This window comes from Pseudomonas sp. B19125, from assembly GCF_044218855.1.
Taxonomy (GTDB): Bacteria; Pseudomonadota; Gammaproteobacteria; order Pseudomonadales; family Pseudomonadaceae; genus Aquipseudomonas; species Aquipseudomonas edaphica.
This window is the reverse complement of the sequence record NZ_CP162589.1, coordinates 5,817,306-5,842,015: the sequence shown is the minus strand read 5'-3', so window position 1 is coordinate 5,842,015 and position 24,710 is coordinate 5,817,306. Positions and strand designations below refer to the sequence as shown.

At 59.6% G+C, this 24,710-nt stretch carries 21 protein-coding genes; 12 read left to right on the top strand and 9 right to left on the bottom strand.

Translation table 11 applies throughout. The features are described 5' to 3' along the window. Positions 1-9: 9 nt before the first annotated feature. From AB4P96_RS26705 to yaaA, 4 genes are all read right to left on the bottom strand, one after another. A complete protein-coding gene (locus AB4P96_RS26705; protein WP_017135214.1) occupies positions 10-1,176 on the bottom strand; it encodes an alginate biosynthesis protein Alg44 in 1,167 nt (388 codons plus the stop codon). Between the two features lie 36 nt (positions 1,177-1,212). Continuing rightward, positions 1,213-2,694, bottom strand: coding sequence for a mannuronan synthase (gene alg8 / locus AB4P96_RS26700; protein WP_032865428.1), 1,482 nt, complete (start codon positions 2,692-2,694; stop codon positions 1,213-1,215). Between the two features lie 83 nt (positions 2,695-2,777). Beyond that, positions 2,778-4,094 carry a nucleotide sugar dehydrogenase gene (locus tag AB4P96_RS26695; RefSeq protein WP_017135212.1) on the bottom strand — a complete coding sequence of 439 codons (1,317 nt, stop codon included), beginning with the start codon at positions 4,092-4,094 and terminating at the stop codon, positions 2,778-2,780. A gap of 878 nt (positions 4,095-4,972) precedes the next feature. Continuing rightward, positions 4,973-5,752, bottom strand: coding sequence for a peroxide stress protein YaaA (gene yaaA / locus AB4P96_RS26690; RefSeq protein WP_395600296.1), 780 nt, complete (start codon positions 5,750-5,752; stop codon positions 4,973-4,975). Positions 5,753-5,872: 120 nt separating this feature from the next. Here yaaA and AB4P96_RS26685 point away from each other — a divergent pair, with 120 nt between their 5' ends. The 6 genes from AB4P96_RS26685 (at position 5,873) to moaE (ending at position 14,055) form a co-directional block, all read left to right on the top strand. After that, positions 5,873-6,997 carry a polysaccharide deacetylase family protein gene (locus tag AB4P96_RS26685; RefSeq protein WP_395600295.1) on the top strand — a complete coding sequence of 375 codons (1,125 nt, stop codon included), beginning with the start codon at positions 5,873-5,875 and terminating at the stop codon, positions 6,995-6,997. A 339-nt stretch (positions 6,998-7,336) separates the two neighbouring features. Then, a complete protein-coding gene (locus AB4P96_RS26680) occupies positions 7,337-8,731 on the top strand; it encodes a PhoH family protein (RefSeq protein ID WP_012722339.1) in 1,395 nt (464 codons plus the stop codon). A 309-nt stretch (positions 8,732-9,040) separates the two neighbouring features. Beyond that, entirely contained in the window at positions 9,041-12,775 is a 3,735-nt protein-coding gene (locus AB4P96_RS26675) for an autotransporter serine protease (protein WP_017135208.1), read from the top strand. 115 nt (positions 12,776-12,890) lie between these two features. Continuing rightward, a complete protein-coding gene (gene moaC, locus AB4P96_RS26670) occupies positions 12,891-13,364 on the top strand; it encodes a cyclic pyranopterin monophosphate synthase MoaC (protein WP_017135207.1) in 474 nt (157 codons plus the stop codon). Further along, positions 13,361-13,603 carry a molybdopterin converting factor subunit 1 gene (gene moaD, locus AB4P96_RS26665; protein WP_099548429.1) on the top strand — a complete coding sequence of 81 codons (243 nt, stop codon included), beginning with the start codon at positions 13,361-13,363 and terminating at the stop codon, positions 13,601-13,603. Before moaC ends, moaD begins: the two co-directional genes overlap by 4 nt. A 2-nt stretch (positions 13,604-13,605) precedes the next feature. Further along, the gene (moaE, locus tag AB4P96_RS26660) at positions 13,606-14,055 is read left to right on the top strand and encodes a molybdopterin synthase catalytic subunit MoaE (RefSeq protein ID WP_056858940.1); all 450 of its coding nucleotides are present in this window, start codon (positions 13,606-13,608) and stop codon (positions 14,053-14,055) included. 171 nt (positions 14,056-14,226) lie between these two features. Here the strand turns inward: moaE and rhlB are convergent, their stop codons facing one another. Together rhlB and AB4P96_RS26650 are read right to left on the bottom strand one after the other, a co-directional pair. Further along, positions 14,227-15,696 (bottom strand): ATP-dependent RNA helicase RhlB, encoded by a 1,470-nt coding sequence (rhlB, locus tag AB4P96_RS26655; protein ID WP_026013543.1) that lies wholly within the window; start codon positions 15,694-15,696, stop codon positions 14,227-14,229. Between the two features lie 96 nt (positions 15,697-15,792). Next, complete coding sequence (locus tag AB4P96_RS26650; RefSeq protein WP_017135203.1) at positions 15,793-16,449, bottom strand: alpha/beta hydrolase; 657 nt, start codon at positions 16,447-16,449, stop codon at positions 15,793-15,795. 345 nt (positions 16,450-16,794) lie between these two features. Here AB4P96_RS26650 and AB4P96_RS26645 point away from each other — a divergent pair, with 345 nt between their 5' ends. From AB4P96_RS26645 to AB4P96_RS26630, 4 genes are all read left to right on the top strand, one after another. Beyond that, the gene (locus AB4P96_RS26645; RefSeq protein ID WP_017135202.1) at positions 16,795-17,826 is read left to right on the top strand and encodes an amino acid ABC transporter substrate-binding protein; all 1,032 of its coding nucleotides are present in this window, start codon (positions 16,795-16,797) and stop codon (positions 17,824-17,826) included. Between the two features lie 72 nt (positions 17,827-17,898). Further along, a complete protein-coding gene (locus tag AB4P96_RS26640; protein ID WP_017135201.1) occupies positions 17,899-19,080 on the top strand; it encodes an amino acid ABC transporter permease in 1,182 nt (393 codons plus the stop codon). A gap of 10 nt (positions 19,081-19,090) precedes the next feature. Further along, positions 19,091-20,188: an amino acid ABC transporter permease gene (locus AB4P96_RS26635; protein WP_017135200.1), complete on the top strand. Its 1,098-nt coding sequence runs from the start codon at positions 19,091-19,093 to the stop codon at positions 20,186-20,188. Between the two features lie 11 nt (positions 20,189-20,199). Further along, the gene (locus tag AB4P96_RS26630) at positions 20,200-20,964 is read left to right on the top strand and encodes an amino acid ABC transporter ATP-binding protein (RefSeq protein ID WP_003171943.1); all 765 of its coding nucleotides are present in this window, start codon (positions 20,200-20,202) and stop codon (positions 20,962-20,964) included. A 219-nt stretch (positions 20,965-21,183) separates the two neighbouring features. On the opposite strand, the gene AB4P96_RS26625 is transcribed toward AB4P96_RS26630, so the two are convergent. Both AB4P96_RS26625 and AB4P96_RS26620 read right to left on the bottom strand, forming a co-directional pair. Then, complete coding sequence (locus AB4P96_RS26625) at positions 21,184-21,672, bottom strand: type II toxin-antitoxin system MqsA family antitoxin (protein WP_138449595.1); 489 nt, start codon at positions 21,670-21,672, stop codon at positions 21,184-21,186. Next, entirely contained in the window at positions 21,669-21,980 is a 312-nt protein-coding gene (locus AB4P96_RS26620; RefSeq protein ID WP_138449597.1) for a type II toxin-antitoxin system MqsR family toxin, read from the bottom strand. The genes AB4P96_RS26625 and AB4P96_RS26620 overlap by 4 nt, the downstream gene beginning before the upstream one ends. A 159-nt stretch (positions 21,981-22,139) precedes the next feature. Here AB4P96_RS26620 and AB4P96_RS26615 point away from each other — a divergent pair, with 159 nt between their 5' ends. Both AB4P96_RS26615 and AB4P96_RS26610 read left to right on the top strand, forming a co-directional pair. Beyond that, positions 22,140-22,799, top strand: coding sequence for a FadR/GntR family transcriptional regulator (locus AB4P96_RS26615; RefSeq protein WP_017135197.1), 660 nt, complete (start codon positions 22,140-22,142; stop codon positions 22,797-22,799). Continuing rightward, the gene (locus tag AB4P96_RS26610) at positions 22,789-24,054 is read left to right on the top strand and encodes a CynX/NimT family MFS transporter (RefSeq protein ID WP_017135196.1); all 1,266 of its coding nucleotides are present in this window, start codon (positions 22,789-22,791) and stop codon (positions 24,052-24,054) included. Before AB4P96_RS26615 ends, AB4P96_RS26610 begins: the two co-directional genes overlap by 11 nt. Here the strand turns inward: AB4P96_RS26610 and AB4P96_RS26605 are convergent. Continuing rightward, on the bottom strand, positions 24,051-24,695 hold the full coding sequence (locus AB4P96_RS26605) for a DUF1120 domain-containing protein (protein WP_395601001.1): 645 nt from the start codon (positions 24,693-24,695) through the stop codon (positions 24,051-24,053). The two genes, AB4P96_RS26610 and AB4P96_RS26605, sit on opposite strands and share 4 nt — an antisense overlap. Positions 24,696-24,710: the final 15 nt, after the last annotated feature.

Here is a 24,710-nt window from a genome sequence, read left to right as displayed (position 1 = left end):
GTCCTCCGCTTACAGACCGTGAGCCATGGCTTTATCGATCAGCCAGTTCAGCGAAGGGCCGCGGTCGCTGGTGACTTCCACTGGGCGGCCGGCATAGGTGCTGTCCAGCGGCGCATCCGGCTTGATCTGCACGCGAATGTCTGAAGACAAGTCGGCGCTGTTCAGGCTGGTGCTGCTGACGATGGTGCCGGTACGGATCTGTTCTTCGTCGGCGACCTGGAAGTTCACCTGGGTACCTGGGCGTACGTCAGCGAACTGGCGATAGGTAAAGCGCGCTTCCACATTGGCCTGGCTGCCGCGTGGCACCAATTGGAAGATCACATCGCCCTTGCTGGCGTACTGGCCGTCGGCGACCAATTGCTGGGCGACCACGCAATCGCACGGCGAGGTCAGGGTGCCGGTCATTTGCTTGCCGAACAGCTCTTCAACCTTGGCCGGTTGCAGCTGGTCTTCGTCCAGATGGCCCTTGAGCACATCGAGCATGCTGGTGCTGAACGTCGCCAGTGGCGCACCTTTGGCTGCAACCGCGTCGCCTTTGAGCAGGCTCTGCACGGTGCCGTCGCGCGGCATGGTCACGTTCATGCCGGGCACGCTGACGAGGCCGGCCTGGGCGTGGCTGACGAAGTACATGCCGTACACCGACTTGAAGACAAAACCGAACGCGGCGAGGCCGACAATGAAGATCCCGGCGCTGAACACCACCGCGCGCAGGCGGCCGAACGCGGTCATGCCGCTACCGCCGTCCTTGACCTTGCGCGCCTTGGTGAAGTTGTCGCGTTGCAGGGTGGCCAGCACGTCGCCCATGGTCACGATGTCGCCGGACAGGTGCGAAGTGATCAGGTGGCGCAGGGTGGAAATATCCTGGGCGTCGAGGTTCTGGAACTGGCAACCGGTGCGGCCGCTCTGGCGGTCGTAGGAGCGAATCTGCAGCTCTACATCCATCGCCAAACCGAGGTTATCGATCACGAACTGCAGGCGGCCCTTGTGCACTTCACCGACGGTCAGCGGCTGGGTGGCGGTGAACGCCAGGCCACCGGCGGACAGGTCGATCACCCGTGCTTCGGTCTGGGTACGGTCGGTGTTGAAGAAGCGCAGCTTGGCCGGGATTTTGACCCGGGCATGTTGGCGCTGGGCTTCGGATTCGTGGACAACGTTGGCGTTTACTGGGCTGTTCATATGTTCGATTTCCTAGTTAATTCAGGCTTGGCTGGGTCAGACCATCATCAGCAACACGGCGACGAAAATGCTGCCGGCGGAGAAGGTCATGGTCCGAGACGACCAGGTGTTGAACCAACGTTGAAAGCTGGCCAAATCGCGGGTCAGTTTGGTGTCCTGGCGGGTCCAGGACTGTTGATCAAGGCGGAAGAACACGTAGATCTTCACCAGCGCGCCCATGATCTGGTTGTAATACAGAATCACCGGGTAGGCCGGGCCGATCTTGTGGCCGGAGCACGACAGCAGCAGGGTCAGGATCAGGCGGGTGATACCGATCCACAGCAGGTACGCGAGGATGAACGCGCCGCCGTATTTGAAGGTGGCGATGATCGCCACGGTCAGGCCGAGCAGGGAGGTCCACATCGATACGCGCTGGTCGAACAACACGATGCTGGTGAACAGGCCCAACCGACGCATACCCAGGCCCAGGGCGCGGGAGTTCTGGCGCAGGTTGTTGCCGTACCAGCGGAACATCAGCTTGCGGCTGGCCTTGATAAAGCTCTTTTCCGGCGGGTGTTCCACGGTGTGGATTGCGGCGTCCGGCACGTAGAAGGTGTCGTAGCCCAGGCGCATCAGGCTGAACCAGCTCGACTTGTCATCGCCGGTCAAAAACTTGAAGCGGCCCAGGCGCCAGTGTTGCAGCGAGTCGCTTTCCACGTCGGCGATAAAGCCGGGGTCGGTCACCACGTTGGCGCGGAACACCGACATACGCCCGGTCATGGTCAGTACGCGCTTGGACAGGGCCATGGAGCACATGTTGATGTGGCGCTGGGCGAAGCGCAGCTTGTGCCATTCGCTCATGATGTAGCCGCCGCGTACTTCGCAGAATTCGTTGGTGGTCAGGCCACCGACATTGCCGAACAGCTGGAACCACGGCACGGTCTTGCGCACTACACCTTCGGCGAGCACGGTGTCGCCATCGATCACCGCCACCACGGCGCGGTCATCCGGCAGGTGGCGCGAGATAGCGCGGAAACCGAAGGCCAGGCCGTCGCGTTTGCCGGTGCCGGCGATGCGCACGAAGTCGAGCTTTACGCGCTCCGGCGGGTTCATGCGTTCCCACAGGCTTTTCACCAGCAGCTCATCGGACATCTCCACCAGCGAGCACACCACGGTGGTTGGGAAGCCGCACTCGATGGCTTCGCGAATCACCGAGCTGTAGACCTGCGCGGTGGTCAGCGCGTCGATACGGAAACTGGTGACCATCAGGAATACGTGGGACGGGTCGGCCGCCTTGCCCAGCTTGCGCACCTTGCGGCGCAAGTGCGGGTAGACCACGTACAGGAACAGCATGCCGCGAAAGAAATGCGTAGCACCCATCGAGTAGCGCCAGATACCGACGGCGCCAATCAGGAAAATAAAATTCTTCGACTGCGAGTCGAACGTACTCGCCGGCAACAGCAGGGCGAGACCCATCAGCAGGCTGAGGAAGAACAACCAGCCGGCCGATTGCAGTAATACATGTTTTAACTTGGACATAAGCGTCATCCGGAAGGGAAGGAGGCTTCAGGCTGCACGCGCTGGGGATAAAGACACGTGCAACCCGAAACTTGCCGTCGCTGTTACCAGCAAATGCCTTCGGTACGGCTGCTGACACTGGTGGCCTGGGACATGAAGCCCACCAAGTCGATCACCTGTTTGCCGTGAGGTGCGTTGTGCGCCAGGGCACGGAATTTCTCGTCACGGTTGCCGAGGATGATCACGTCGGAGTTGTTGATCACGTCGTCGAAGTCGGAATTGAGCAGGGACGACACATGCGGGATCTTGCCTTCGATGTAGTCCTTGTTCGCGCCGTGGACACGGGCGTATTCGACGTTGCTGTCGTAGATGCTCAGGTCAAAACCCTTGCCGATCAGCATTTCCGCCAGTTCCACCAGCGGGCTTTCGCGCAGGTCGTCGGTGCCGGCCTTGAAGCTCAGGCCCAGCAGGGCGACTTTGCGTTTGTCATGGCCGGCGACGATATCGAAGGCGTTCTGCACCTGGGATTCGTTGCTGCGCATCAGCGAGTTGAGCAACGGCGCTTCCACGTCCAGCGAGCTGGCGCGGTAGGTGAGGGCGCGCACGTCTTTGGGCAGGCACGAGCCGCCGAACGCGAAGCCTGGGCGCATGTAGTACTGGGACAGGTTGAGGGTCTTGTCCTGGCACACCACTTCCATCACTTCACGGCCATCGACGCCGACGGCCTTGGCGATGTTGCCGATCTCGTTGGCGAAGGTGACCTTGGTGGCGTGCCACACGTTGCAGGTGTACTTGATCATCTCGGCGACGGCGATGTCCTTGCGGATGATCGGTGCATCGAGTTCTTCGTACAGCGACTGCAGGACATCGCCGGAGGCTTTGTCGAATTCGCCGATGACGGTCATCGGTGGCAAGTCGTAGTCGGCGATGGCGGTGGATTCACGCAGGAACTCAGGGTTCACCGCCACGCCGAAGTCGACACCGGCTTTTTTGCCGGAGCAGTCTTCCAGGATCGGGATCACCACATTGGCTACGGTGCCTGGCAATACGGTGCTGCGCACTACGATGGTGTGACGGGTGGTTTTGTCACGCAGGACAAAACCGATCTCGCGGCATACCGCTTCGATGTAGTTGAGTTCCAGGTCGCCGTTTTTCTTGCTCGGCGTGCCCACGCAAATCATCGACAGGTCGGTATCGCGGATGGCGTCGGCGAAGTTGGTAGTGCCGCGCAGTCGACCGTTTGCGATGCCTTGGCTCAACAGTTCGCCCAGACCCGGTTCAACGATCGGCGATTTACCCGCGTTGATCAGGTCGATCTTATCCTTGGAGATGTCTACGCCGACCACTTCATGGCCACGGGCAGACAGGCAACCGGCACAGACTGCGCCAACGTAACCCAAACCAAATATGCTGATGCGCATCGCAATTACCTCTTTGTTTAATACAGGCCATTAGATGGCTGGAGTTCATGTTTGCAAGCGTCACTGATGCCGCGAAAGTTGGGCGAATAGACGCCGACTTACCGCGTGCAGGCATGTTTAATGACGAGTGACTAATAAGTGCACCCAAGGTGTGCGCAACGTGGCCTTGTTATTGGAGCTTGCCCTGAAATGCAGCCGGCCTTCCTGGGAGAAGGGCCTGGCGTCAGTGCCTCAGGGCCTTGATAGAGGCTGATAGCCTTTAAATATCAATGCCTTGGGTTGTATCACTGACCCATTAGGGGAAGCTTGGCCTTGGCCTTACAGTGCGTGGCGATTCATCCTTGTCGCCGCTATCAACTAATCAATTGGCAATATGACTCCTGAGTCAAAGTTGAAATATGACAACTTTGCTACTTCCGTGGGTTGGTCATGTAAGTCATCTCTTACAGCAACAGAGAATTTCGTTACCGGTGGTATGAGCGGTGCTTTAGGGTGAAGTTCCTGGCCGCTCATCCTGTTTCCGGAAATTTCTTGAAATATTAGAAAAGATGGCACTGGTACTATATTGATAGCACTTGCTATTTGGGCGAGTGGATATGGGGAGTTGAAGAGAGGGGATAGTTTTGTGCCACTAGTGTTTGAAAAAAGTGGTGCCACTACGAAAAAAAATGACGAATGTCGAGTGAAAGATTCGTTAGGAATCTGCCTGCGGATTTTTTGACGTCAAACAAATGACTTTTTCGACGTGGAATGCAGACAAAAATGTGGGAGCTGGCTTGCCTGCGATAGCGGAGTGTCAGGTAAAGAAATACTGACTGACCCACAGCTATCGCAGGCAAGCCAGCTCCCACAGTTGAACTACAGCGTGAGAGCGGGCGCTATTCCGGTGCGTGATCGCGCAGGAACACCAAATTATCCGGCTTGGACTGCTCCGCATTGAAGCGATAACCCTGCACATCAAACTGCTTCAGTTTGGCAGGATCATTGATGCGTTCTTCAATCACAAAACGGCTCATCATGCCCCGCGCCTTTTTGGCGTAGAAGCTGATGATCTTGTACTGGCCGTTCTTCAGGTCCTTGAACTCGGTGTTGATGATCCGTGCGTTCAGAGCCGTGCGCTTGACCGCCGAGAAGTACTCGTTGGAGGCCAGGTTGAGCAGCACGTCGTCGCCTTGTTCGGCCAGCGCTTCATTGAGCCATTCGCTGATGCGCGTGCCCCAGAATGCGTAGAGGTCTTTGCCGCGGGCGTTGGACAGTTTGGTGCCCATCTCCAGGCGGTACGGCATCATCAGGTCCAGCGGGCGCAGCAGGCCGTAGAGGCCCGAGAGCATGCGCAGGTGGTCCTGGGCGTAGCTGAAGTCGGCATCGCTGAAGGTTTCGGCATTCAGGCCGGTGTAGACGTCGCCCTTGAACGCCAGCAGCGCCTGCTTGGCATTGGCCGGTGTGAAGGCCGGGGTCCAGCTGCCGAAACGCGCGGCATTGAGGCCGCCGATTTTGTCGGAGACGTGCATCAACTCGCTGATTTGCGCCGGGCTCAATTCGCGCAATTGTTCGATCAGTTCCTGGGAGTGGTCGAGGTATTGCGGTTGAGTGAAGCGTGGGGTTGCCGGCTTTGACTCGAAGTCGAGGGTTTTGGCGGGGGAAATCACCATCAGCATGAAGTTGGCTCCTGTAATCGTGGCAGGGATTCTAGGGGGTTGAGTGGTTTGACTCCACCTATGATGGCGATAGGCACGATCCGCTATGATGGGCGGTAACTCTGGAGAGGGAGACCCTGCGTGCGCCTAGCACTATTATTGTCAGCCTGCTTACTGTGCCTGAACGCCAGCGCCGCGCCGGTGGATGTCGCCAGCCTGGACCGTGGCATCTGGCCCGAAAAGCTCAGCAGCCCGGCGCTGTTCGATGTCGCTTCGCGCGCTGAAATCCTGATGTTTGCCCATAGCCTGCTGGCCAGCGAAAACCAGGATGAGGCCGCCCTCAAGCAGCGTCTTGGTCTGAAAAATATCAACCTCGCCGCCATAGACGACCTGCGTCGCCAGCTCTGGCAGCGCCTGCTGGAAAACTACACGGCCGCCCAGCAAAGCTGCGAAGAGGACGCCTCGTTCTGCTACCTGGTGGAAAACATGGACGACCTGCGCGAGCAGGCGGGCAAGTTCCAGGTCAGCGATAACTCCTTCTATATAGGCTGGGCCGGGCCCAGCCATAACTTCCATGAACGCTACCTGGATGAACTGCTGCGCAAAGCCGCGCTGTTCCCGCAGATCAGCAGCGAAGTGCTGCGTTTTGGTGACCACGAACGCAATGGCGACGAGTTCAACGACCGTCTGTTCCTGCTGACCTTCGACGGCGGCCCGGCGCCGGTCAGCGGCAATACCGACTGGCTCACCGACTACCTGCGCAAGCAGAAGATGAACGCCATGTTCTTTGCCCTTGGCAGCAGTTTGCAAACCCGTGTGGAGCGCAGTTCCGCCAGTGACGTGCAGGCGTTGTACCAAGGCCAGTGCGTAGGCACCCAGGGTTGGCAGTACCGCTCCCACAGCCATTGGGTCGAGTGGCAAAGCTCGATTACGCGCAGCGCTGCGCTGGTGCAGAACCTGATGCCGGAAAACTACGTGCCGCTGTTTCGCCCGCCCTATGGCCAGCGCCGTGCCGACAGCCAGGGTTTCTTCCAATCCCAGGGTTTGCAGGTGGCGTTGTGGGACATCGATTCCCAGGACGAGCCGGGCAAGCTCAAGGCTGATGAATCGGCGCAACGGGTGCTGACGTTGATGCTGCTGTGGCGCAAAGGCGTGATCGTGTTTCACGACACCCAGGACAAGGCGCGGGTGGCTTTGCCGATGTTATTGCAGGCAACGGCGCAAAGTGGCTTGGGTTGGCAGGACTGCCGGGAGGCATTTCGCTGAAGTGCCCGGCCCTGTTAGGGATGGGGGATTTCAGGGGTGATTTTGTGCGACATTTCGATGCAGGCGGACTTCCGACTTTAACGGGGTCACTGGCACTCGGCTAGTGCTATTCGTCATCCTGAAAAATAAACTTCAAAAAAGCGTCAAAGTGCTTTTTCCTGTCATGGGTTTTGCGGTATTACGAAGTCAGATCGCCGAACCCTGCAACACAGGTGGCGTCTTCCAAGACTCCTCATGTGGGCACTGCACTTGACGTCACTCAGGTGCAGTCGGTGGTCGAATCGAGGCGCAGCACCGCCCAGGTATTGCGTCGAATGGCTCCCACAAAGGTGACCGAGTATGGATGATCATGGACGTAACCCTTCTTCCGACCAGCCAATCCTTTATGTGCTTGATACCAACGTATTGATCCACGATCCAAACGCACTGCTTAACTTCGAAGAACACCACGTCGCCATCCCGATGATCGTGCTTGAGGAGCTCGACAAACTCAAAAGCGGGCACCACAGCGTGGCTGCCGAATGCCGCCAGGCGATCCGCCTGATCGACAAGACCCTGGGCGAAGCCTCACCCGAGGACGTTGAAGTCGGCGTGCCGATCCAGCGTGGCAAAAGCGGGCCGAAGGGCTTGCTGTCGATTCTGATGAGCAAGCGCAGCGAGCCCAACAGCCTGCTGCCGGAAAACCTCAACGACAACAAAATCATCAACCAATTGATCGACCTGCACGCGCGCGACAAGGACCTGCGCCTGGTGCTGGTGACCAAAGACATCAATATGCGCCTCAAGGCACGAGCGTGTGGGATCGCTGCCGAGGACTACAGTACCGACCAACTCGTCGACGACGTGTCGATGCTGTCGCGGGGTTATCACACCGTGACCGGCTCTTTCTGGGATCTTGTCAGCAAGGTCGAAACCCGTCAGGACCATGGCCGTACCTGGCACCAGGTGCAGTTGATCGACAACCTGCCGGCCGTGCACATCAATGAATTCATCATCGACGAACAGGGTTTTGTGGGCTGGATCAAAGAGATCCAGGTCGACAAGCTGCTGATCCTCGACCTGCATCAGGAACCCCTGTTGCACCAGGAAGCCTGGGGCCTGAAACCGCGTGACATCTACCAGAGCCTGGCGCTGTATGCGCTGCTCGACCCGGACATTCACCTGGTCAACCTGACCGGCGCTGCAGGCTCGGGGAAAACCATCCTCGCCCTTGCGGCTGCCATTGAGCAAACCATGGTGACCAAGCGTTATCGCCGCATCATCGCCACCCGCAGCGTGCAGGGCCTGGACCAGGAGATCGGCTTTCTGCCCGGCACCGAAGCGGAAAAAATGGAGCCGTGGCTGGGGGCGATCACCGACAACCTCGAAGCCTTGCACATGGATGATGAAAACACCCATGGCAGCGTCGACTACATCCTCAGCAAAGTGCCGTTGCAGTTCAAATCCCTCAATTACATCCGAGGTCGCAGCTTCCAGCAGAGCCTGATTTTGATCGATGAATGCCAGAACCTCACGCCGCACCAGATGAAAACCATCATTACCCGTGCCGGCGCCGGTTCCAAAGTGGTGTGCCTGGGCAACCTGGCACAGATCGACACCCCTTACCTGTCCGCGACCAGCTCCGGGCTGACCTACCTGACGGAACGCTTTAAAGACTTCCCGAACGGCGTGCATATCGCGCTGCAAGGGGTACCTCGTTCGATCCTGGCCGAGTACGCCGAATCCCATCTGTAATCGCCCATGCTGTAGTTAGTGGCTAAATGCCACAAAACACCCCGAATTTCTCGCGAAGTTCGGGGTTTTTGTTATGGGCGACATTTGTCTTCGTTAATGCGTCCTGGGTGCTTGTAGGCTTTGTAATTATTTTGTTACATTTTTTATCGCCGAAAACTATAAGAAAACAGCGTAACCCCGTCGAAACGCGATCGCTTTGATTCGACGATTTATTCAAGACCCGGCGTTGGTCTTGCGCGTGATCCTGCCTATTACAAAAAGCCCGATACATCGCTCATTGACGAAGCACATATCCAAAGGGAAAGGAAAATGGACGCAGCAGGTAATGGCTTCACTTTGTCGCAAAAACGCAAGCGCGCTACAGGCTCCAAATCGATACCCCTTACACCCATCGCACTCGGCTTGGCCTTATGGCTGGGACAAGGCTCTATAGCCTGGGCCGATGACGCCAACCCCTACACGTCGCCAGTGCTGGAGTCGGCCTTCAGGAAAGCCGTTGCTTCATTTGGGCCCAACACCGACGTGTATAAAAACCTGCGGTTCGCCTACGCCGATATCGTCGACCTGGCCGCCAAGGACTTTGCCGCACAGTCCGGCAAGTTCGATTCGGCCCTCAAGCAAAACTACGAACTGCAACCGGAAAACCTCACCATCGGCGCCATGCTCGGCGATACCAAGCGGCCGCTGGACTACGCCTCGCGCCTGGATTACTACCGCAGCCGGCTGTTCAGCAACAGCGGGCGCTATACCACCAATATTCTCGACTTCTCCAAGGCCATTATCGCCAACCTGCCGGCGGCCAAGCCCTACACCTACGTAGAGCCTGGCGTGAGCAGCAACCTCAACGCGCAACTGAATGCCGGCCAATCCTGGGCGGGCGCCACCCGTGACTGGAGCGCCAACGCGCAAACCTGGAAAACCCCCGAAGCCCAGGTCAACTCCGGCCTGGACCGCACCAACGCGTATTACGCCTATGCTTTGGGCATGACCGGCAAGGGCGTGAACGTCGGCGTGCTCGACTCGGGCATCCTCACTGAACACTTTGAGTTCCAGGGCAAGAATGCCCAGGGCCAGGATCGAGTGCAGGCAGTGACCTCCACTGGCGAGTACTACGCCACCCACCCGCGTTACATTCATGACACGCCGGACGGCCAGTTCCAAAAAGGCGAGCACTTCAGTATTTCCGGCGAGTACGACCCGAAGATCAATGACGGTCACGGCACGGAGATGTCCGGCGTACTGGGCGCCAGCCGCAACGGCACCGGCATGCATGGCATTGCGTTTGATGCGAATATTTTTGTCGCCAATACCGGCGGCACCGATGACAACCGTTTCCAGGGCTCCAATGACCTGGACTACAACGCGTTCATGGCCAGCTACAACGCGCTGGCGGCGAAGAACGTCTCGATCGTCAACCAGAGCTGGGGTCAGAATTCGCGCAATGATGTGGAAAACCACTTCGGCAACGTAGGCGACAGCGCGGCCGATAATTTGCGCGACATGACCGCTGCCTATCGCCCGTTCTGGGACAAGGCCCATGCCGGGCAAAAAACCTGGATGGACGCGATGGCCGACGCCGCGCGGCAAAACACCTTCATCCAGATTATCTCGGCGGGCAACGACAGCCACGGTGCCAACCCGGACACCAACGCCAACCTGCCGTTTTTCAAGCCCGATATCGAGAGCAAATTCCTCTCGATCACCGGCTACGACGAGACCAGCGCCCAGGTCTACAACCGCTGTGGCACGTCGAAGTGGTGGTGCGTGATGGGCGTTTCAGGCATCCCGTCCACCGGACCCGAAGGGGAAATTATCCCCAACGCCAACGGCACCTCTGCGGCTGCGCCGAGCGTCTCCGGGGCGCTTGCGCTGGTGATTCAACGCTTCCCTTACATGACCGCCAGCCAGGCGCGGGATGTGTTGCTGACTACCTCCAGCCTGCAAGCGCCGGACGGTCCCGATACGCCGGTGGGCGACCTGACCGGTGGCCGCACCTACGACAACCTGCAACCGGTGCACGACGCCGCGCCAGGGACGCCGCAAGTGCCGGGCGTGGTCAGCGGTTGGGGCTTGCCCAACCTGCAAAAAGCCATGCAAGGGCCGGGGCAGTTCCTCGGCTCGGTGGCGGTGGCCTTGCCGGGTGGTACGCGCGATATCTGGGCCAACCCGATTTCCGATGAGGCAATCCGCGCCCGCCGTGTAGAAGACACCGCCGAACAAGCCACCTGGGCCGCCACCAAGCAACAGAAAGGCTGGGTCAACGGCTTACCCGCCAATGCCTCTGACGATGACCAGTTTGAATATGAAATCGGCCACGCCCGGGAACAGGCGACGCTGGCACGCGGCAAGGATTTGCTCACCGGCACGACCTACGTCGGCAGCCTGGCCAAGTCCGGCGACGGCGAACTGGTGCTCGAGGGCCAGAACACCTATTCGGGCAGCACCTGGGTACGCGGCGGCAAGCTGTCGGTAGACGGCTCGTTGACCTCCGCGGTGACCGTGGATGGCAGCGCGGTAGGCACCCGCAATGCGGATAACGGCGTAATGACCACGTTGGGCGGCACACTGGCCGGTAACGGCACGGTGGGTGCCTTGACCGTGAACACAGGCGGGCGCGTGGCGCCGGGCCATTCGATCGGCACGCTGCACACCGGCGACGTGACGTTCAACCCTGGTTCGGTGTATGCCGTGGAGGTCGGCCCGAACGGGCAAAGTGATCAAATCCAAAGCAGCGGCGTCGCCACCCTTAACGGTGGTGTGGTGACCGTATCCCTGGAAAACAGCCCGAACCTGCTGTCTGCCACTGAGGCCCGTAGCCTGGTGGGCCAGCAGTTCAACATCCTGACGGCCAGCCAGGGCATCAACGGCCAGTTTGCAGCGATCACGCCCAACTACCTGTTTATCGGCACGCAGTTGAGCTATCAGCCGAACCAACTGAGCCTGGCGGTGGCGCGTAACCAGACGACGTTTGCCAGCATCGCGCAAACCCGCAATGAACGCGCCGTGGCGACGGCGGCCGAAGCCTTGGGCGCAGGCAGCCCGGTGTATGAAAGCCTGCTGGCTTCAGATTCGGCAGCCCAGGCACAGGCCGCATTCAAGCAGCTCTCGGGGCAACTGCACTCGGACGTGGCCGCAGCGCAAATGGCGGACAGCCGTTACATTCGTGAAGCGGTCAACGGCCGTCTGCAACAGGCTCAGGCGCTGGACTCCAGCGCGCAGATCGACACTCACGACAACGGCGGCTGGGTTCAGCTGCTGGGCGGGCGCAATAACGTCAGCGGTGACAACAACGCCAGCGGCTACTCCTCGTCTACCAGTGGCGTGCTGCTGGGCCTCGACACCGAGGTCGGCGACGGCTGGCGTGTGGGCGCCGCCACCGGCTACACCCAAAGCCATCTCAATGGCGAGTCGGCATCGGCGGACAGTGACAACTATCACCTGTCGGTCTACGGCGGTAAACGCTTCGACGCCATTGCCCTGCGCATGGGCGGTGCCACCACTTGGCACCGTATCGACAGCTCGCGCCGTGTGGCGTACGCCAACCAGTCGGACTACGACAAAGCTGACTACAACGCGCGCACCGACCAAGTGTTTGCCGAGATCGGTTACACCCAATGGAACCAGTTCGAACCCTTCGCCAACCTGACCTACCTGAACTACCAGAGCGATTCGTTCAAGGAAAAAGGCGGCGCCGCAGCCTTGCATGCCAGCAAGCAAAGCCAGGACGCCACGCTTTCCACCTTGGGCCTGCGCGCGCATACCCAACTGCCAGTCAGCTCGACTTCGGCGGTGACGTTGCGCGGTGAGTTGGGCTGGGAGCATCAGTTTGGCGATACCGATCGCGACGCCTCGCTGAAGTTTGCCGGCAGCGACAACGCCTTTGCGGTCAATAGTGTGCCGGTGGCCCGCGATGGCGCGGTGATCAAGGCCAGTGCGGAAATGGCCCTGACCAAGGACACGCTGGTGTCGTTGAACTACAGCGGTTTGCTGTCCAATCGGGGTAACAACAACGGGATCAACGCCGGGTTTACTTTCCGGTTCTAACGCAAGTGTTGGTATTTGAAGGGGCGCTTTGCGCCCCTTTTTTCATGGGATAAACAGCCCTGCGCAAAATTGACTCACAGGTTTACAATTGCCGCTCCTGATCAGGAGTATCCCTGTGCTGACTCATCTCGATTCCCAAGGTCGCGCCCACATGGTCGACGTCACTGACAAAGCCGTGACGTTCCGTGAAGCCGTGGCCGAAGCGCGGGTGCGCATGCTGCCCGAAACCCTGAAAATGATTGTCGACGGCGCCCACCCCAAGGGCGACGTGTTTGCCGTAGCCCGCATCGCTGGGATCCAGGCGGCGAAAAAAACCAGCGACCTGATCCCGTTGTGCCATCCGCTGATGCTGACCGGCGTCAAGGTCGAACTGCGCGCCGACGGTGTGGACGCCGTGCATATCCTCGCGCGCTGCAAACTCAGCGGCCAGACTGGCGTGGAGATGGAAGCGCTCACCGCCGCCAGTGTCGCCGCGCTGACGATCTACGACATGTGCAAGGCCGTGGACCGTGGCATGACCATCGAAAGTATTCGCCTGCTGGAAAAGCTTGGCGGCAAAAGCGGGCATTTCAAGGCGGACCAGGCATGAGCATCAACGTATTGTTTTTTGCGCGTTACGCCGAAGCGACAGGCTTCGATTCGCTGGAGATGGAAGGCGAGTTCGCTACCGTCGATGCGGTGCGACTGGCGTTGGCGGCAGACCCTGCGTTTGCAGTCCTCACCGAAAGCAGCTTGATGTGCGCGCGTAACGAGGAACTGTGCGACCTCGACGAGCCGGTGCAGGCCGGTGATGAAGTGGCGTTTTTCCCGCCCGTAACTGGAGGCTGAGCATGGCCATTCGCGTACAGGCCGAGGCATTTGACCCCGGCGCAGAGGTCAACGCCATGCACGCCGCCAATGTTGGCGTGGGCGCGGTGGTGAGTTTTGTCGGTTATGTACGCGACTTCAATGACGGTCGCGATGTGTCCGGGATGTTCCTGGAGCACTACCCCGGCATGACCGAAAAAGCCCTGGCCAAGATCAGCGTGGAAGCCGAGCAGCGCTGGCCGTTGCTCAAGCTGGAAGTGCTGCACCGCATTGGCGCGCTGGAGCCGGGCGAGCCGATTGTGTTTGTTGCGGCGGCCAGCGCGCATCGCCAGGCGGCGTTTGATGCCTGTGCGTTTGTGATGGATTACTTGAAGACGCGGGCGCCGTTCTGGAAGAAGGAAAACACGCCTGAAGGCCCGCGCTGGGTGGAAGGGCGGGGCAGTGATCACGCGGCGGCGGAGCGTTGGAAGTGAGCATCTGCTGAAGATCGATGGAGATCCAAATGTGGGAGCTGGGCTTGTGTGGGAGCTGGCTTGCCTGCGATACAGGCACCTCGGTTTTTCCGTTGCACCGAGGAGATGCTATCGCAGGCAAGCCAGCTCCCACACAAGCCAGCCCCCACATTTCCTACTGCATTTCAGCTATTAAGGGCGTTTGCGCTCTACAGCCCGCAACAGGTGCGTCGGCGGCGTTTCGCAGCTGATCTTGCGACCCAGCAGCGTCTCAATCGACGGCAGCTGGTACGAGTCATCTTCCCCTGCAAAGCTGATCGAAACACCCGCCGCCCCGGCACGGCCAGTACGGCCAATGCGGTGCACGTAGTCGTCCGGCACTTCCGGCAGGGTGAAGTTGATCACGTGGCTGATGCCGTCGATGTGAATACCGCGCCCGGCCACGTCGGTGGCCACCAGCACGCGGATCTTGCCTTCGCGGAAACCTTCCAGGGTCTTGATACGCTTGTGCTGCGGCACATCGCCGGACAGTTGCGCGGCATTGACGCCATCACGCACCAGGCGTTCTTCGATGCGGCGTACTTCGTCCTTGCGGTTGGCGAACACCATCACGCGCTCCCAACCGTTGTCGTTGACCAGGTTGTAGAGCAGCTTGTACTTGTCGGCCCCGGCCACGGCATAGATGTGTTGCTCAACGTTTTCGCTGGCAACGTTCAGCGCTTCGATCTCGACGATGGACGGGTCGGTTGTCCACTGCTTGGCGAGGTTCATCACGTCTTCGGTGAAGGTCGCAGAGAACAGCAGGGTCTGGCGCTCGTTTTTCGGCGGGGTCTGGCGAATGATCTGGCGCACTTGCGGGATAAAGCCCATGTCGAGCATGCGGTCGGCTTCGTCCAGCACCATCACTTCAACCATGTCCAAATGCACGTCGCCGCGCTGGTTGAAGTCGAGCAGGCGGCCTGGCGTGGCCACCAGGATGTCGCAGTGACGGGCTTCGAGGTGCTTGAGCTGCTTGTCGAAGTCCATGCCGCCCACGAACGTCATGACGTTGAGGCCGGTGTACTTGGTCAGGTCGGCGGCGTCCTTGGCGATCTGCACCACCAGCTCGCGGGTCGGGGCGATGATCAGTGCGCGCGGCTCACCCATGTAGCGTTCTTTGGGCGGCGGCGTTTGCAGCAACTGGGTGATGATCGAGATCAAGAACGCGGCGGTCTTGCCGGTACCGGTCTGCGCGCGGCCAATGGCATCTTTGCCGGCGAGGGTGAAGCCCAGCACCTGCGCCTGGATCGGCGTGCAGTACGGGAAGCCCAGGTCCTGGATGGCATGCATCAGTTCCGGGGCCAGTTTGAAGTCATGGAAGCGGGTCTTGCCTTCCTGGGGTTCAACCACGAAGTCTTCGAGTTTCCACGGGGTCACGGGCGGCTTCGGTGCACGTTCACGACGGGGCGCTTTCGGCGCCGGCGCGGGGGCTGCCTCTACAGGTTGGGCCTGTTCGGGCGCGGTCACCTTTGGCTTCTGCGGCTGTGCGGCAGGTGCGGTCCGGCCGGGCTGTTGGCCGTCATTGCGGCTGCCGGAGGAGGGCACAGGAGCACTGGGAACTGGCGCGAGCGGCTCAGCCTCGCTTTTGCCGAACATCTTCTTAAGTGCTTTGAGCACGGTGATCTCATTAATTGGTTAAGGAATGTACGCCGGCCAGTGTAATGCAAGAAACGGGCGCGGCGTAGTGCGTCTGTCATACGGCTACATAAACTGTGGTTTTCAGCCCAGCCGGGCGGTCAACCAGGCACCGATATCGGCGATCTCTTGAGGTAACACTTCGTGACCCATTGGGTATTCCTGCCATGTCACGGTGACACCACGGCTGTTTAAATGCTCGTAGGCGCTGCGGCCCATGGCGTTCTGCACCACGTCGTCGTATTGGCCGTGCAGGCACAGCGTTGGAATGCGCTGCTGGCTGGCGGACAACTCCAGCTCATCCCCGAAGGTCGGTGCATAAGTCGAGAGGGCGATTACGCCACCCAACGGTCCCTGCCATTTAAGGAAGGCGGTGTGGAAAACCACGGCGCCGCCCTGGGAAAAACCGGCGAGGAAAATTCGCGAAGCGTCTATTCCGGTTCTCTTCTGTTCTTCGATCAAATCCGTGACCATTTTGGCCGAGGCTTCCAGCTCTTCCAGGCTGATCGAGCGAGCCGGGCTCATGGCCTTGATGTCGTACCAACTCGGCATCTCGTAACCGCCATTTATGGTTACCGGACGTGTCGGTGCCTGGGGCAAAACGAAGCGGGTGCTCAGCAGGCTTTCCTGCAACGCTTCCGCCACCGGCAAAAAGTCGTAGCGATCAGCACCCAGGCCATGCAACCAGATAACGCAGGCGTCTGCGGGCTTGGCGGGCTGAAGAATCAAGGGTTCGGTCATGTCTGCTCCATATATGTGCGTGCGCTCCGATTGGGTGCGTCGGAACGGTGCGCGACGGGTTGATCTGTTAAGAGAATGTCGCAACGTTGAATGTTTTTCTATTGACCAAGGGCTGAAACGACTCAGCCACCACTCTGGTACGCGCCTTGCTATGTGTAGGTCGATGTCAGAACTATCTTGTGACGGTAACACTATCAGTGACTGCCGCTTGTGGGATAGCAACTGGAATTACCGCGAAAACCTCATGCCGCTTGACCCCAAAAAAAGCCAACACGGGTCGATATCGCCTCATAAGGGTGCGCTGGGGTTTTAGCTCCGACACAACAAGAGCAACTGGAGGTTTGAATGAAGGTATTGAAATCCACCCTGGCCATCGTTTCCGCGGCCGCTGTATTGGGTGTCAGTGGTTTTGCCCAAGCTGGCGCCACCCTGGACGCCGTGCAGAAGAAAGGCTTTGTGCAATGTGGCGTGAGTGATGGCTTGCCGGGTTTCTCGGTGCCGGATGCCAGCGGCAAGATCCTCGGGATCGACGCTGACGTTTGCCGCGCTGTGGCCGCTGCCGTGTTCGGTGACGCAACCAAGGTCAAATTCAGCCAGTTGAACGCCAAGGAGCGTTTCACCGCGCTGCAGTCCGGCGAAGTCGACGTACTGTCGCGCAACACCACCATGACCAGTTCGCGCGATGCGGGCATGGGCCTGAAATTCCCAGGCTTCATCACCTACTACGACGGTGTTGGCTTCCTGGTGAACAACAAGCTGGGCGTTAAAAGCGCCAAGGAACTGGACGGTGCAACCATCTGCATCCAGGCCGGTACCACCACTGAGCTGAACGTTTCCGACTACTTCCGCGCCAACAACCTCAAGTACACCCCGATCACCTTCGACACCTCCGATGAAAGCGCCAAGTCGCTGGAATCCGGTCGTTGCGACGTGCTGACCTCGGACAAATCCCAGCTCTACGCACAGCGCAGCAAACTGGCTTCGCCGAAGGACTACGTAGTTCTGCCGGAAACCATCTCCAAAGAACCACTGGGCCCAGTCGTGCGTAACGGCGACGACGAGTGGCTGGCCATCGTGCGCTGGGTTGGCTACGCCATGCTCAACGCTGAAGAAGCCGGCATCACCTCGAAAAACGTTGAAGCTGAAGCCAAGTCCACCAAGAACCCGGACGTTGCTCGTCTGCTCGGTTCTGACGGCGAATACGGCAAAGACCTGAAAGTGAAAAAAGATTGGGTTGTACAGATCGTCAAGCAGGTCGGTAACTACGGTGAAGTGTTCGAGCGCAACCTGGGCAAGAGCACCCCACTGGAAATCGACCGTGGCCTGAACGCACTGTGGACTAACGGTGGCATTCAATACGCACCCCCTGTGCGCTGATCGCTGATGGTTCTATCACCCGGTGGGCCAACCACCGGGTGATGTTCTGTTCCATTCTTTCCGGGGCACTTCATGCAAAATCAAATCGGCGCACCCAAGCAGAAGCTCAGCTTCAGCGATCCCAAAGTGCGTGCGTGGCTCTTCCAGATCATCACGATTGTGGCGGTGGTCGCGCTGGGCTGGTACCTCTTCAACAATACGCAGACCAACCTTCAACACCGGGGTATCACCTCGGGTTTCGACTTTCTTGAGCGCAGTGCCGGCTTCGGTATCGCTCAGCATCTGATCGACTACACCGAATCGGACAGCTATGCCCGCGTCTTCGTGATCGGGCTGCTTAATACCTTGCTGGTGACTGTGATCGGTGTGGTCCTGGCGACTATCCTTGGCTTCATCATTGGCGTGGCGCGCTTGTCGCCCAACTGGATGATCAACAAGCTGGCGACGGTGTATGTGGAAGTGTTCCGCAACATTCCGCCGCTGCTGCAAATCCTGTTCTGGTACTTCGCGGTATTCCTGACCATGCCGGGGCCGCGCAACAGCCATAATTTCGGTGACACTTTCTTCGTCAGCAGCCGTGGCTTGAACATGCCGGCGGCGATTGCTGCCGATGGGTTCTGGCCGTTTGTGGCCAGTGTGGTGGTTGCTATTGTGGCAATCGTGCTGATGGCGCGCTGGGCCAACAAACGCTTTGAGGCCACCGGCGTACCGTTCCATAAGTTCTGGGCGGGCCTGGCGTTGTTTATTGTGATCCCGACATTGTGTGCCTTGGTCTTCGGGGCGCCGCTGCACTGGGAAATGCCCAAGCTTTCAGGTTTCAACTTCGTCGGCGGCTGGGTATTGATCCCTGAACTGCTGGCGTTGACCCTGGCGCTGACCGTGTACACGGCGGCGTTTATTGCCGAGATCGTGCGTTCGGGCATCAAGTCCGTCAGCCACGGCCAGACCGAAGCCGCGCGCTCCCTGGGCCTGCGCCCTGGGCCGACGTTGCGCAAGGTCATCATCCCGCAAGCCTTGCGGGTGATCATTCCGCCGCTGACCAGCCAATACCTGAACCTGGCGAAAAACTCCTCGCTGGCCGCCGGTATCGGTTACCCGGAAATGGTTTCGCTGTTTGCCGGCACGGTGCTCAACCAGACCGGCCAGGCCATCGAAGTCATTGCCATCACCATGAGCGTGTACCTGGCGATCAGCATCAGCATTTCCCTGCTGATGAACTGGTACAACAAGCGCATTGCGCTGATCGAGCGGTGAGGAAACGCACATGAGTTCGCATACTTTCAAACCCGATATGCCGCCGCCGAACAAAGTCTTCGGACCGATGGCCTGGATGCGCGCCAACCTGTTTTCCAGCTGGCTCAACACCTTGCTGACGCTGTTGGCGTTCTACCTGATTTACCTGATCGTGCCGCCCATCCTGCACTGGGCCATCCTGGATGCCAACTGGGTCGGGACCACGCGCGCCGATTGCACCAAAGAGGGCGCCTGCTGGGTGTTTATCCAACAGCGCTTCGGGCAGTTCATGTATGGCTACTACCCCGGCGACCTGCGCTGGCGCGTGGACCTGACCGTGTGGCTGGCTATCGTGGGCGTGGCGCCGTTGTTCATCTCGCGGTTTCAACGCAAGGCTGTGTATGGCCTGGGTTTCCTGGTGCTGTACCCGATCATCGCCTACTGCCTGCTGCACGGTGGGGTTCTGGGCCTGACCAACGTGGCCACCAGCCAATGGGGCGGCTTGATGCTGACCCTGGTGATCGCCACTGTCGGTATCGCTGGCGCCTTGCCGTTGGGCATTGTGCTGGCGCTGGGGCGACGCTCGAACATGCCGGCGATTCGGGTGGTCTGCGTGACCTTCATCGAGTTCTGGCGCGGCGTGCCGTTGATCACCGTGCTGTTCATGTCCTCAGTGATGCTGCCGCTGTTCCTGCCTGAAGGCATGGGCATCGACAAGCTGTTGCGCGCATTGATCGGCGTGATCCTGTTCCAGTCGGCCTACGTGGCTGAAGTAGTGCGCGGTGGCTTGCAGGCGATTCCCAAGGGTCAGTACGAAGCGGCTGCGGCGATGGGCCTGGGTTACTGGCGAAGCATGGGCCTGGTGATTCTGCCGCAAGCCCTGAAGCTGGTGATCCCTGGCATCGTCAACACGTTTATCGCGTTGTTCAAGGACACCAGCCTGGTGATCATCATCGGCCTGTTCGACCTGCTCAACAGCGTCAAGCAAGCCGCTGCCGACCCTAAATGGTTGGGCATGGCCACTGAAGGCTACGTGTTCGCCGCCCTGGTGTTCTGGATTTTCTGTTTTGGTATGTCGCGCTATTCCATTCATTTGGAACACAAGCTCGACACTGGCCACAAGCGTTAGGAGTTGTTGTTATGAGCGAAGCGATCAAACAGCCTGTGAGCCCTGAAGGCATTATCCAGATGCAGGGCGTCAACAAGTGGTACGGCCAGTTCCACGTGTTGAAAGACATCAACCTCAACGTCAAGCAGGGCGAGCGTATCGTGCTGTGCGGCCCGTCGGGTTCGGGCAAGTCCACCACCATCCGCTGCCTCAACCGCCTGGAAGAGCACCAGCAGGGCCGCATCGTGGTCGATGGCGTGGAACTGACCAACGACCTCAAGCAGATCGAAGCGATCCGCCGTGAAGTCGGCATGGTGTTCCAGCACTTCAACCTGTTCCCACACCTGACCATCCTGCAGAACTGCACGCTGGCGCCGATGTGGGTGCGCAAGATGCCCAAGCGCAAGGCCGAAGAAATTGCCATGCATTACCTTGAGCGCGTGCGCATTCCGGAGCAGGCGCACAAGTTTCCGGGGCAACTGTCCGGCGGCCAGCAACAGCGTGTGGCCATCGCCCGTGCCCTGTGCATGAAACCGAAAATCATGCTGTTCGACGAGCCGACTTCGGCACTCGACCCGGAAATGGTCAAGGAAGTGCTCGACACCATGATCGGCCTGGCCGAAGACGGCATGACCATGTTGTGCGTCACCCACGAAATGGGCTTTGCGCGCACCGTGGCCAACCGCGTGATCTTCATGGACAAGGGCGAGATAGTTGAACAGGCGGCGCCCAATGACTTCTTCGACAACCCGCAGAATGACCGGACCAAGTTGTTCTTGAGCCAGATTCTGCATTGATCGAAGCTTGAACCCATAAACCCAGCCTGCAGGCTGCATAACCTTTGGCGAACACAAACCAATGTGGGAGCTGGCTTGCCTGCGACAGCGGTACAGCAGTGCGTACATCTGCTGCTGACCCACCGCCATCGCGGGCAAGCCCGGCTCCCACATTTGATCGCCATTGCTCTGCAGAACACCCATAAAAAGCCTGCTGGTGCCGGGTTTATTTTTGCCTGCTCAAGACGCTTTGAGGGCTTCTTGTGTTTGGTTATGGGTCGTGCAAGTAAAGGCGTTGCGCAGGTCTGCGCCTTCGGCCAGCTCTTTGGCGTCGGCGAGCAAATGCGGGTAACGGTCCAGCAGGCGCATCAACACCATCAACGGTTTGGGCGGCGTTATTTCTCCGCGTTCGTAACGTGAGAATGCGTTGTGCCCGCCACCGGACAACAACTGCACGGTTTCTTTTTGCGTGAGGTGCAGTTTGCGGCGGATACGCTTGAGTTCGGCGCCCATCATCCGTCGCGCGGCGTGCAGCAGGTCATCACTTGCCTTGGCATGGCGTTCGCTGCTGTCGGGGTCATACATGCCGTCCTCGCACAGTTGGCACTCCCAGCCGGACAGGTCCTCAATGTGCTGTTCCATGCCTTTGATGCGCAGGGTTTCACTGCGGCCCTCAAAACGCACCATGGCGTCGGGGGCGCCGCATATGAAGCAATGTTGGGTGTTCATAGGTTCATCCCTTTGAAGGAGATCACCGGTGGGTTACCGCCGGAGCAGTAAGTGACCTTGATGTAAATCTCCAGACCGTGTGAATGGATGTGGTAGACGTCCTGCCAGACGCGGTGATCGGCATAGGTGGTCATCGACTTGTACAGCATCCTGTTTTGTAGTTTGAAAACGACTGCCTGCATCTCGCTGATGTCGAGGTCGAGTTGCTTTCCCGCCTCCTTGGCTGCACGGGTGAATGCCCTGGCACCCAGTCGCCTGACATCCGCCTTGATCACCGCCAGATCGTAGTGAGGTGTGTACTTTTCCATAAGACACCTGAGTCCAATAATTACCCTTAAAGGGTAATTTTACCAATCGAAAATACTGCTCCTTTTGCTGCCTATGAACCCTAGTGCGTTGCCTTTGTGGGTAAGTCTGAATAGGCTGTAGGAAAATTCATCCTATGATTGGACGAAAGTGCAAAACTCATGACAGACATCGCCCCCCTGATCAAACGCTCCCTGGTCGATCAAGCGTTGGAGCAACTGCGCTGGCGTATAACCGAAGGCAAATGGGCCATCGGTGAGCGTCTGCCCACCGAGCCGGAGTTGTCCGCCGAGCTGGGCATCAGCCGCAATACCGTGCGTGAGGCCATGCGTGTGTTGGCGTTCTCGGGTCTGATCGAAATCCGCCAGGGCGACGGCAGTTACTTGCGCTCGATGACCGACCCGTTGGGGACGATGCGCGCACTGTCCCACTGCACGTTGGCGCAGGCGCAGGAGACGCGGCAGATTCTCGAAGTGGAGGCTATCGGCCTGGCGGCGTTGCGTCGTACCGAGGACGATCTCGAAGGGTTGCGTGAAGCCCTTGAGCGCAGCGGCGAGTTGTACCACGGTGACCTGGAGGCCTATATCAGCGCCGACCTGGTGTTCCACAAGCGCCTGGTGGATGCAGCGCACAACCCGGCGCTGAGCGAGCTGTACCAGTATTTCTCCAGCATCGTCGGCGCCCAGTTGCGTCAGACCCTGAACATCTCACCACGTCGCCAGGCGGTATTCGACCTGCATATCGCCTTGCTCGACGCGGTGGAAAACCAAGACCCCGAACGTGCCAAATCCCTCTGCCGGCAGTTGATCAATGAACCTTGAAGCCAAACGTACGACTGAACTCGAAGAACTGTTGATTGACGCCGAAGCCGATGACGAAGCCGTCCAGCAGGCCCCTCCGTTGGTGGCTCGCCCGTGGCTCTTGCTGCTGGGCCTGGTGCTGGTGGCATTGAACCTGCGCCCGGCGCTGTCGAGCATGGCGCCATTGCTGGCAGAAGTGTCCAGCAGCCTGGGGTTGTCCGCTGCCAAGGCGGGCTTGCTGACTACCTTGCCGGTGTTGTGCCTGGGCCTGTTCGCGCCCACTGCGCCGATCCTGGCCAGGCGTTTTGGCGCTGAGCGCGTGGTGCTGGGGATTCTGCTCACCCTGGCTGGCGGCATCATCCTGCGCAGTTCGTTCGGTGAAGTGGGGTTGTTCGCGGGCAGCCTGATCGCTGGCGCGAGCATCGGCATCATCGGTGTATTGCTACCGGGTATCGTCAAGCGTGATTTTGCCAGGCAGGCGGGCGCCATGACTGGCGTCTACACCATGGCATTGTGTCTGGGCGCCGCGTTGGCAGCCGGGGCCACGGTGCCCCTGAGTCAGTACTTTGCAGACAGCTGGGCCGTCGGACTGGGGTTCTGGGTTATTCCGGCGTTGCTGGCGGCGTTGTTCTGGTTGCCGCAAGTCGGACCAAAACACGGCGCCCATCAGGTGGCTTACCGGGTCAAGGGCTTGCTGCGTGACCCACTGGCTTGGCAGGTGACTTTGTACATGGGCCTGCAATCGTCCCTGGCTTACATTGTGTTTGGCTGGTTGCCGTCAATCCTCATTGGCCGGGGGCTCAGCGCCACCGAGGCGGGGTTGGCGTTGTCCGGTTCCATCATCGTGCAACTGCTCAGTTCCCTGGCCGCACCGTGGCTGGCCACCCGCGGCAAGGACCAGCGCCTGGCGATTGTGGTGGTGATGCTGCTGACCCTTGGCGGCCTGTTCGGTTGCCTGTATGCGCCGCTGGACGGCTTGTGGGGTTGGGCGATTCTGCTCGGCCTGGGGCAGGGCGGCACCTTCAGCCTGGCGCTGACCCTGATCGTGCTGCGCTCGCGTGATTCCCATGTCGCCGCCAACCTGTCGAGCATGGCCCAGGGTATTGGCTACACCCTGGCGTCGATGGGGCCGTTTGCGGTCGGCCTGGTGCATGACTGGACCGGCGGCTGGACGGCCATCGGCTGGATCTTCGCCGTGATCGGCCTCGGTGCGATTGTCGCGGGTCTCGGCGCCGGGCGGGCGCGTTATGTACAAGTGACCAGCGAGAAACTCTAGAGATACACCACCTCAAGCGTTGCCCAGCCATCCAGTGGAGTTTCCACGCTCAAGTCCAGATTCTGCCGGGCATTGATCACGGTCTGCACTGTGACTGTACCCGTCAGCGTGCCGATGGCCGTAGGCCCGCTGACGCTGCCCTCCACCTCGGTAAAACCCAGGTAGCTCCTGGAGCCGATGTCGATGGGGTTGAGGTTGGACGTGCGCCACGCCACGCCGCCGGTGGTGGACTCGGTGCCGTAGATCTGCGCGGTGGTGTTGGCCTGGGTCTGGCGCGGGTCGAAGGTCATGGAGTAAACCCCCAGGCGATTACCGCTGATATCGAACCCCAACCCATAGTAAATCTCGCTGTTGACCATGGCCGAGCCCTCGCGGTTATCGCGCATGCGCAGGGCATAGCGGGTGGGACCGCTGCAGGCGATGGCGAAAAGCAGGGGCTTGGCCGGCAGGCGTGTCGCGGTGCCCAGGTTCAAGTCTTGTTGGGCGATTTTGCCGTAGTCGATCAGTGCCCCGCCGGGGAACTGCGGCAAGCAAGCGGCGGGAACGATCAGGCCTTTGACGGTCAGGTCCACCGCCGATGCGGCCAGCACCGAGGGCGCGCAGGCCAGTAACAGCAGGCCGGAAAAAATGCGGGTTTTCATAGGGCGTTTCATGGG

Bases quoted from the DNA above. Each gene is read 5' to 3' on its own strand.
- AB4P96_RS26705 (WP_017135214.1), bottom strand. From the start codon at position 1,176: ATGAACAGCCCAGTAAACGCCAACGTTGTCCACGAATCCGAAGCCCAG.
- alg8 (WP_032865428.1), bottom strand. From the start codon at position 2,694: ATGTCCAAGTTAAAACATGTATTACTGCAATCGGCCGGCTGGTTGTTC.
- AB4P96_RS26695 (WP_017135212.1), bottom strand. From the start codon at position 4,094: ATGCGCATCAGCATATTTGGTTTGGGTTACGTTGGCGCAGTCTGTGCC.
- yaaA (WP_395600296.1), bottom strand. From the start codon at position 5,752: ATGCTGATGGTGATTTCCCCCGCCAAAACCCTCGACTTCGAGTCAAAG.
- AB4P96_RS26680 (WP_012722339.1), top strand. From the start codon at position 7,337: ATGGATGATCATGGACGTAACCCTTCTTCCGACCAGCCAATCCTTTAT.
- AB4P96_RS26675 (WP_017135208.1), top strand. From the start codon at position 9,041: ATGGACGCAGCAGGTAATGGCTTCACTTTGTCGCAAAAACGCAAGCGC.
- moaD (WP_099548429.1), top strand. From the start codon at position 13,361: ATGAGCATCAACGTATTGTTTTTTGCGCGTTACGCCGAAGCGACAGGC.
- moaE (WP_056858940.1), top strand. From the start codon at position 13,606: ATGGCCATTCGCGTACAGGCCGAGGCATTTGACCCCGGCGCAGAGGTC.
- AB4P96_RS26650 (WP_017135203.1), bottom strand. From the start codon at position 16,449: ATGACCGAACCCTTGATTCTTCAGCCCGCCAAGCCCGCAGACGCCTGC.
- AB4P96_RS26645 (WP_017135202.1), top strand. From the start codon at position 16,795: ATGAAGGTATTGAAATCCACCCTGGCCATCGTTTCCGCGGCCGCTGTA.
- AB4P96_RS26640 (WP_017135201.1), top strand. From the start codon at position 17,899: ATGCAAAATCAAATCGGCGCACCCAAGCAGAAGCTCAGCTTCAGCGAT.
- AB4P96_RS26635 (WP_017135200.1), top strand. From the start codon at position 19,091: ATGAGTTCGCATACTTTCAAACCCGATATGCCGCCGCCGAACAAAGTC.
- AB4P96_RS26630 (WP_003171943.1), top strand. From the start codon at position 20,200: ATGAGCGAAGCGATCAAACAGCCTGTGAGCCCTGAAGGCATTATCCAG.
- AB4P96_RS26625 (WP_138449595.1), bottom strand. From the start codon at position 21,672: ATGAACACCCAACATTGCTTCATATGCGGCGCCCCCGACGCCATGGTG.
- AB4P96_RS26620 (WP_138449597.1), bottom strand. From the start codon at position 21,980: ATGGAAAAGTACACACCTCACTACGATCTGGCGGTGATCAAGGCGGAT.
- AB4P96_RS26615 (WP_017135197.1), top strand. From the start codon at position 22,140: ATGACAGACATCGCCCCCCTGATCAAACGCTCCCTGGTCGATCAAGCG.
- AB4P96_RS26610 (WP_017135196.1), top strand. From the start codon at position 22,789: ATGAACCTTGAAGCCAAACGTACGACTGAACTCGAAGAACTGTTGATT.
- AB4P96_RS26605 (WP_395601001.1), bottom strand. From the start codon at position 24,695: ATGAAAACCCGCATTTTTTCCGGCCTGCTGTTACTGGCCTGCGCGCCC.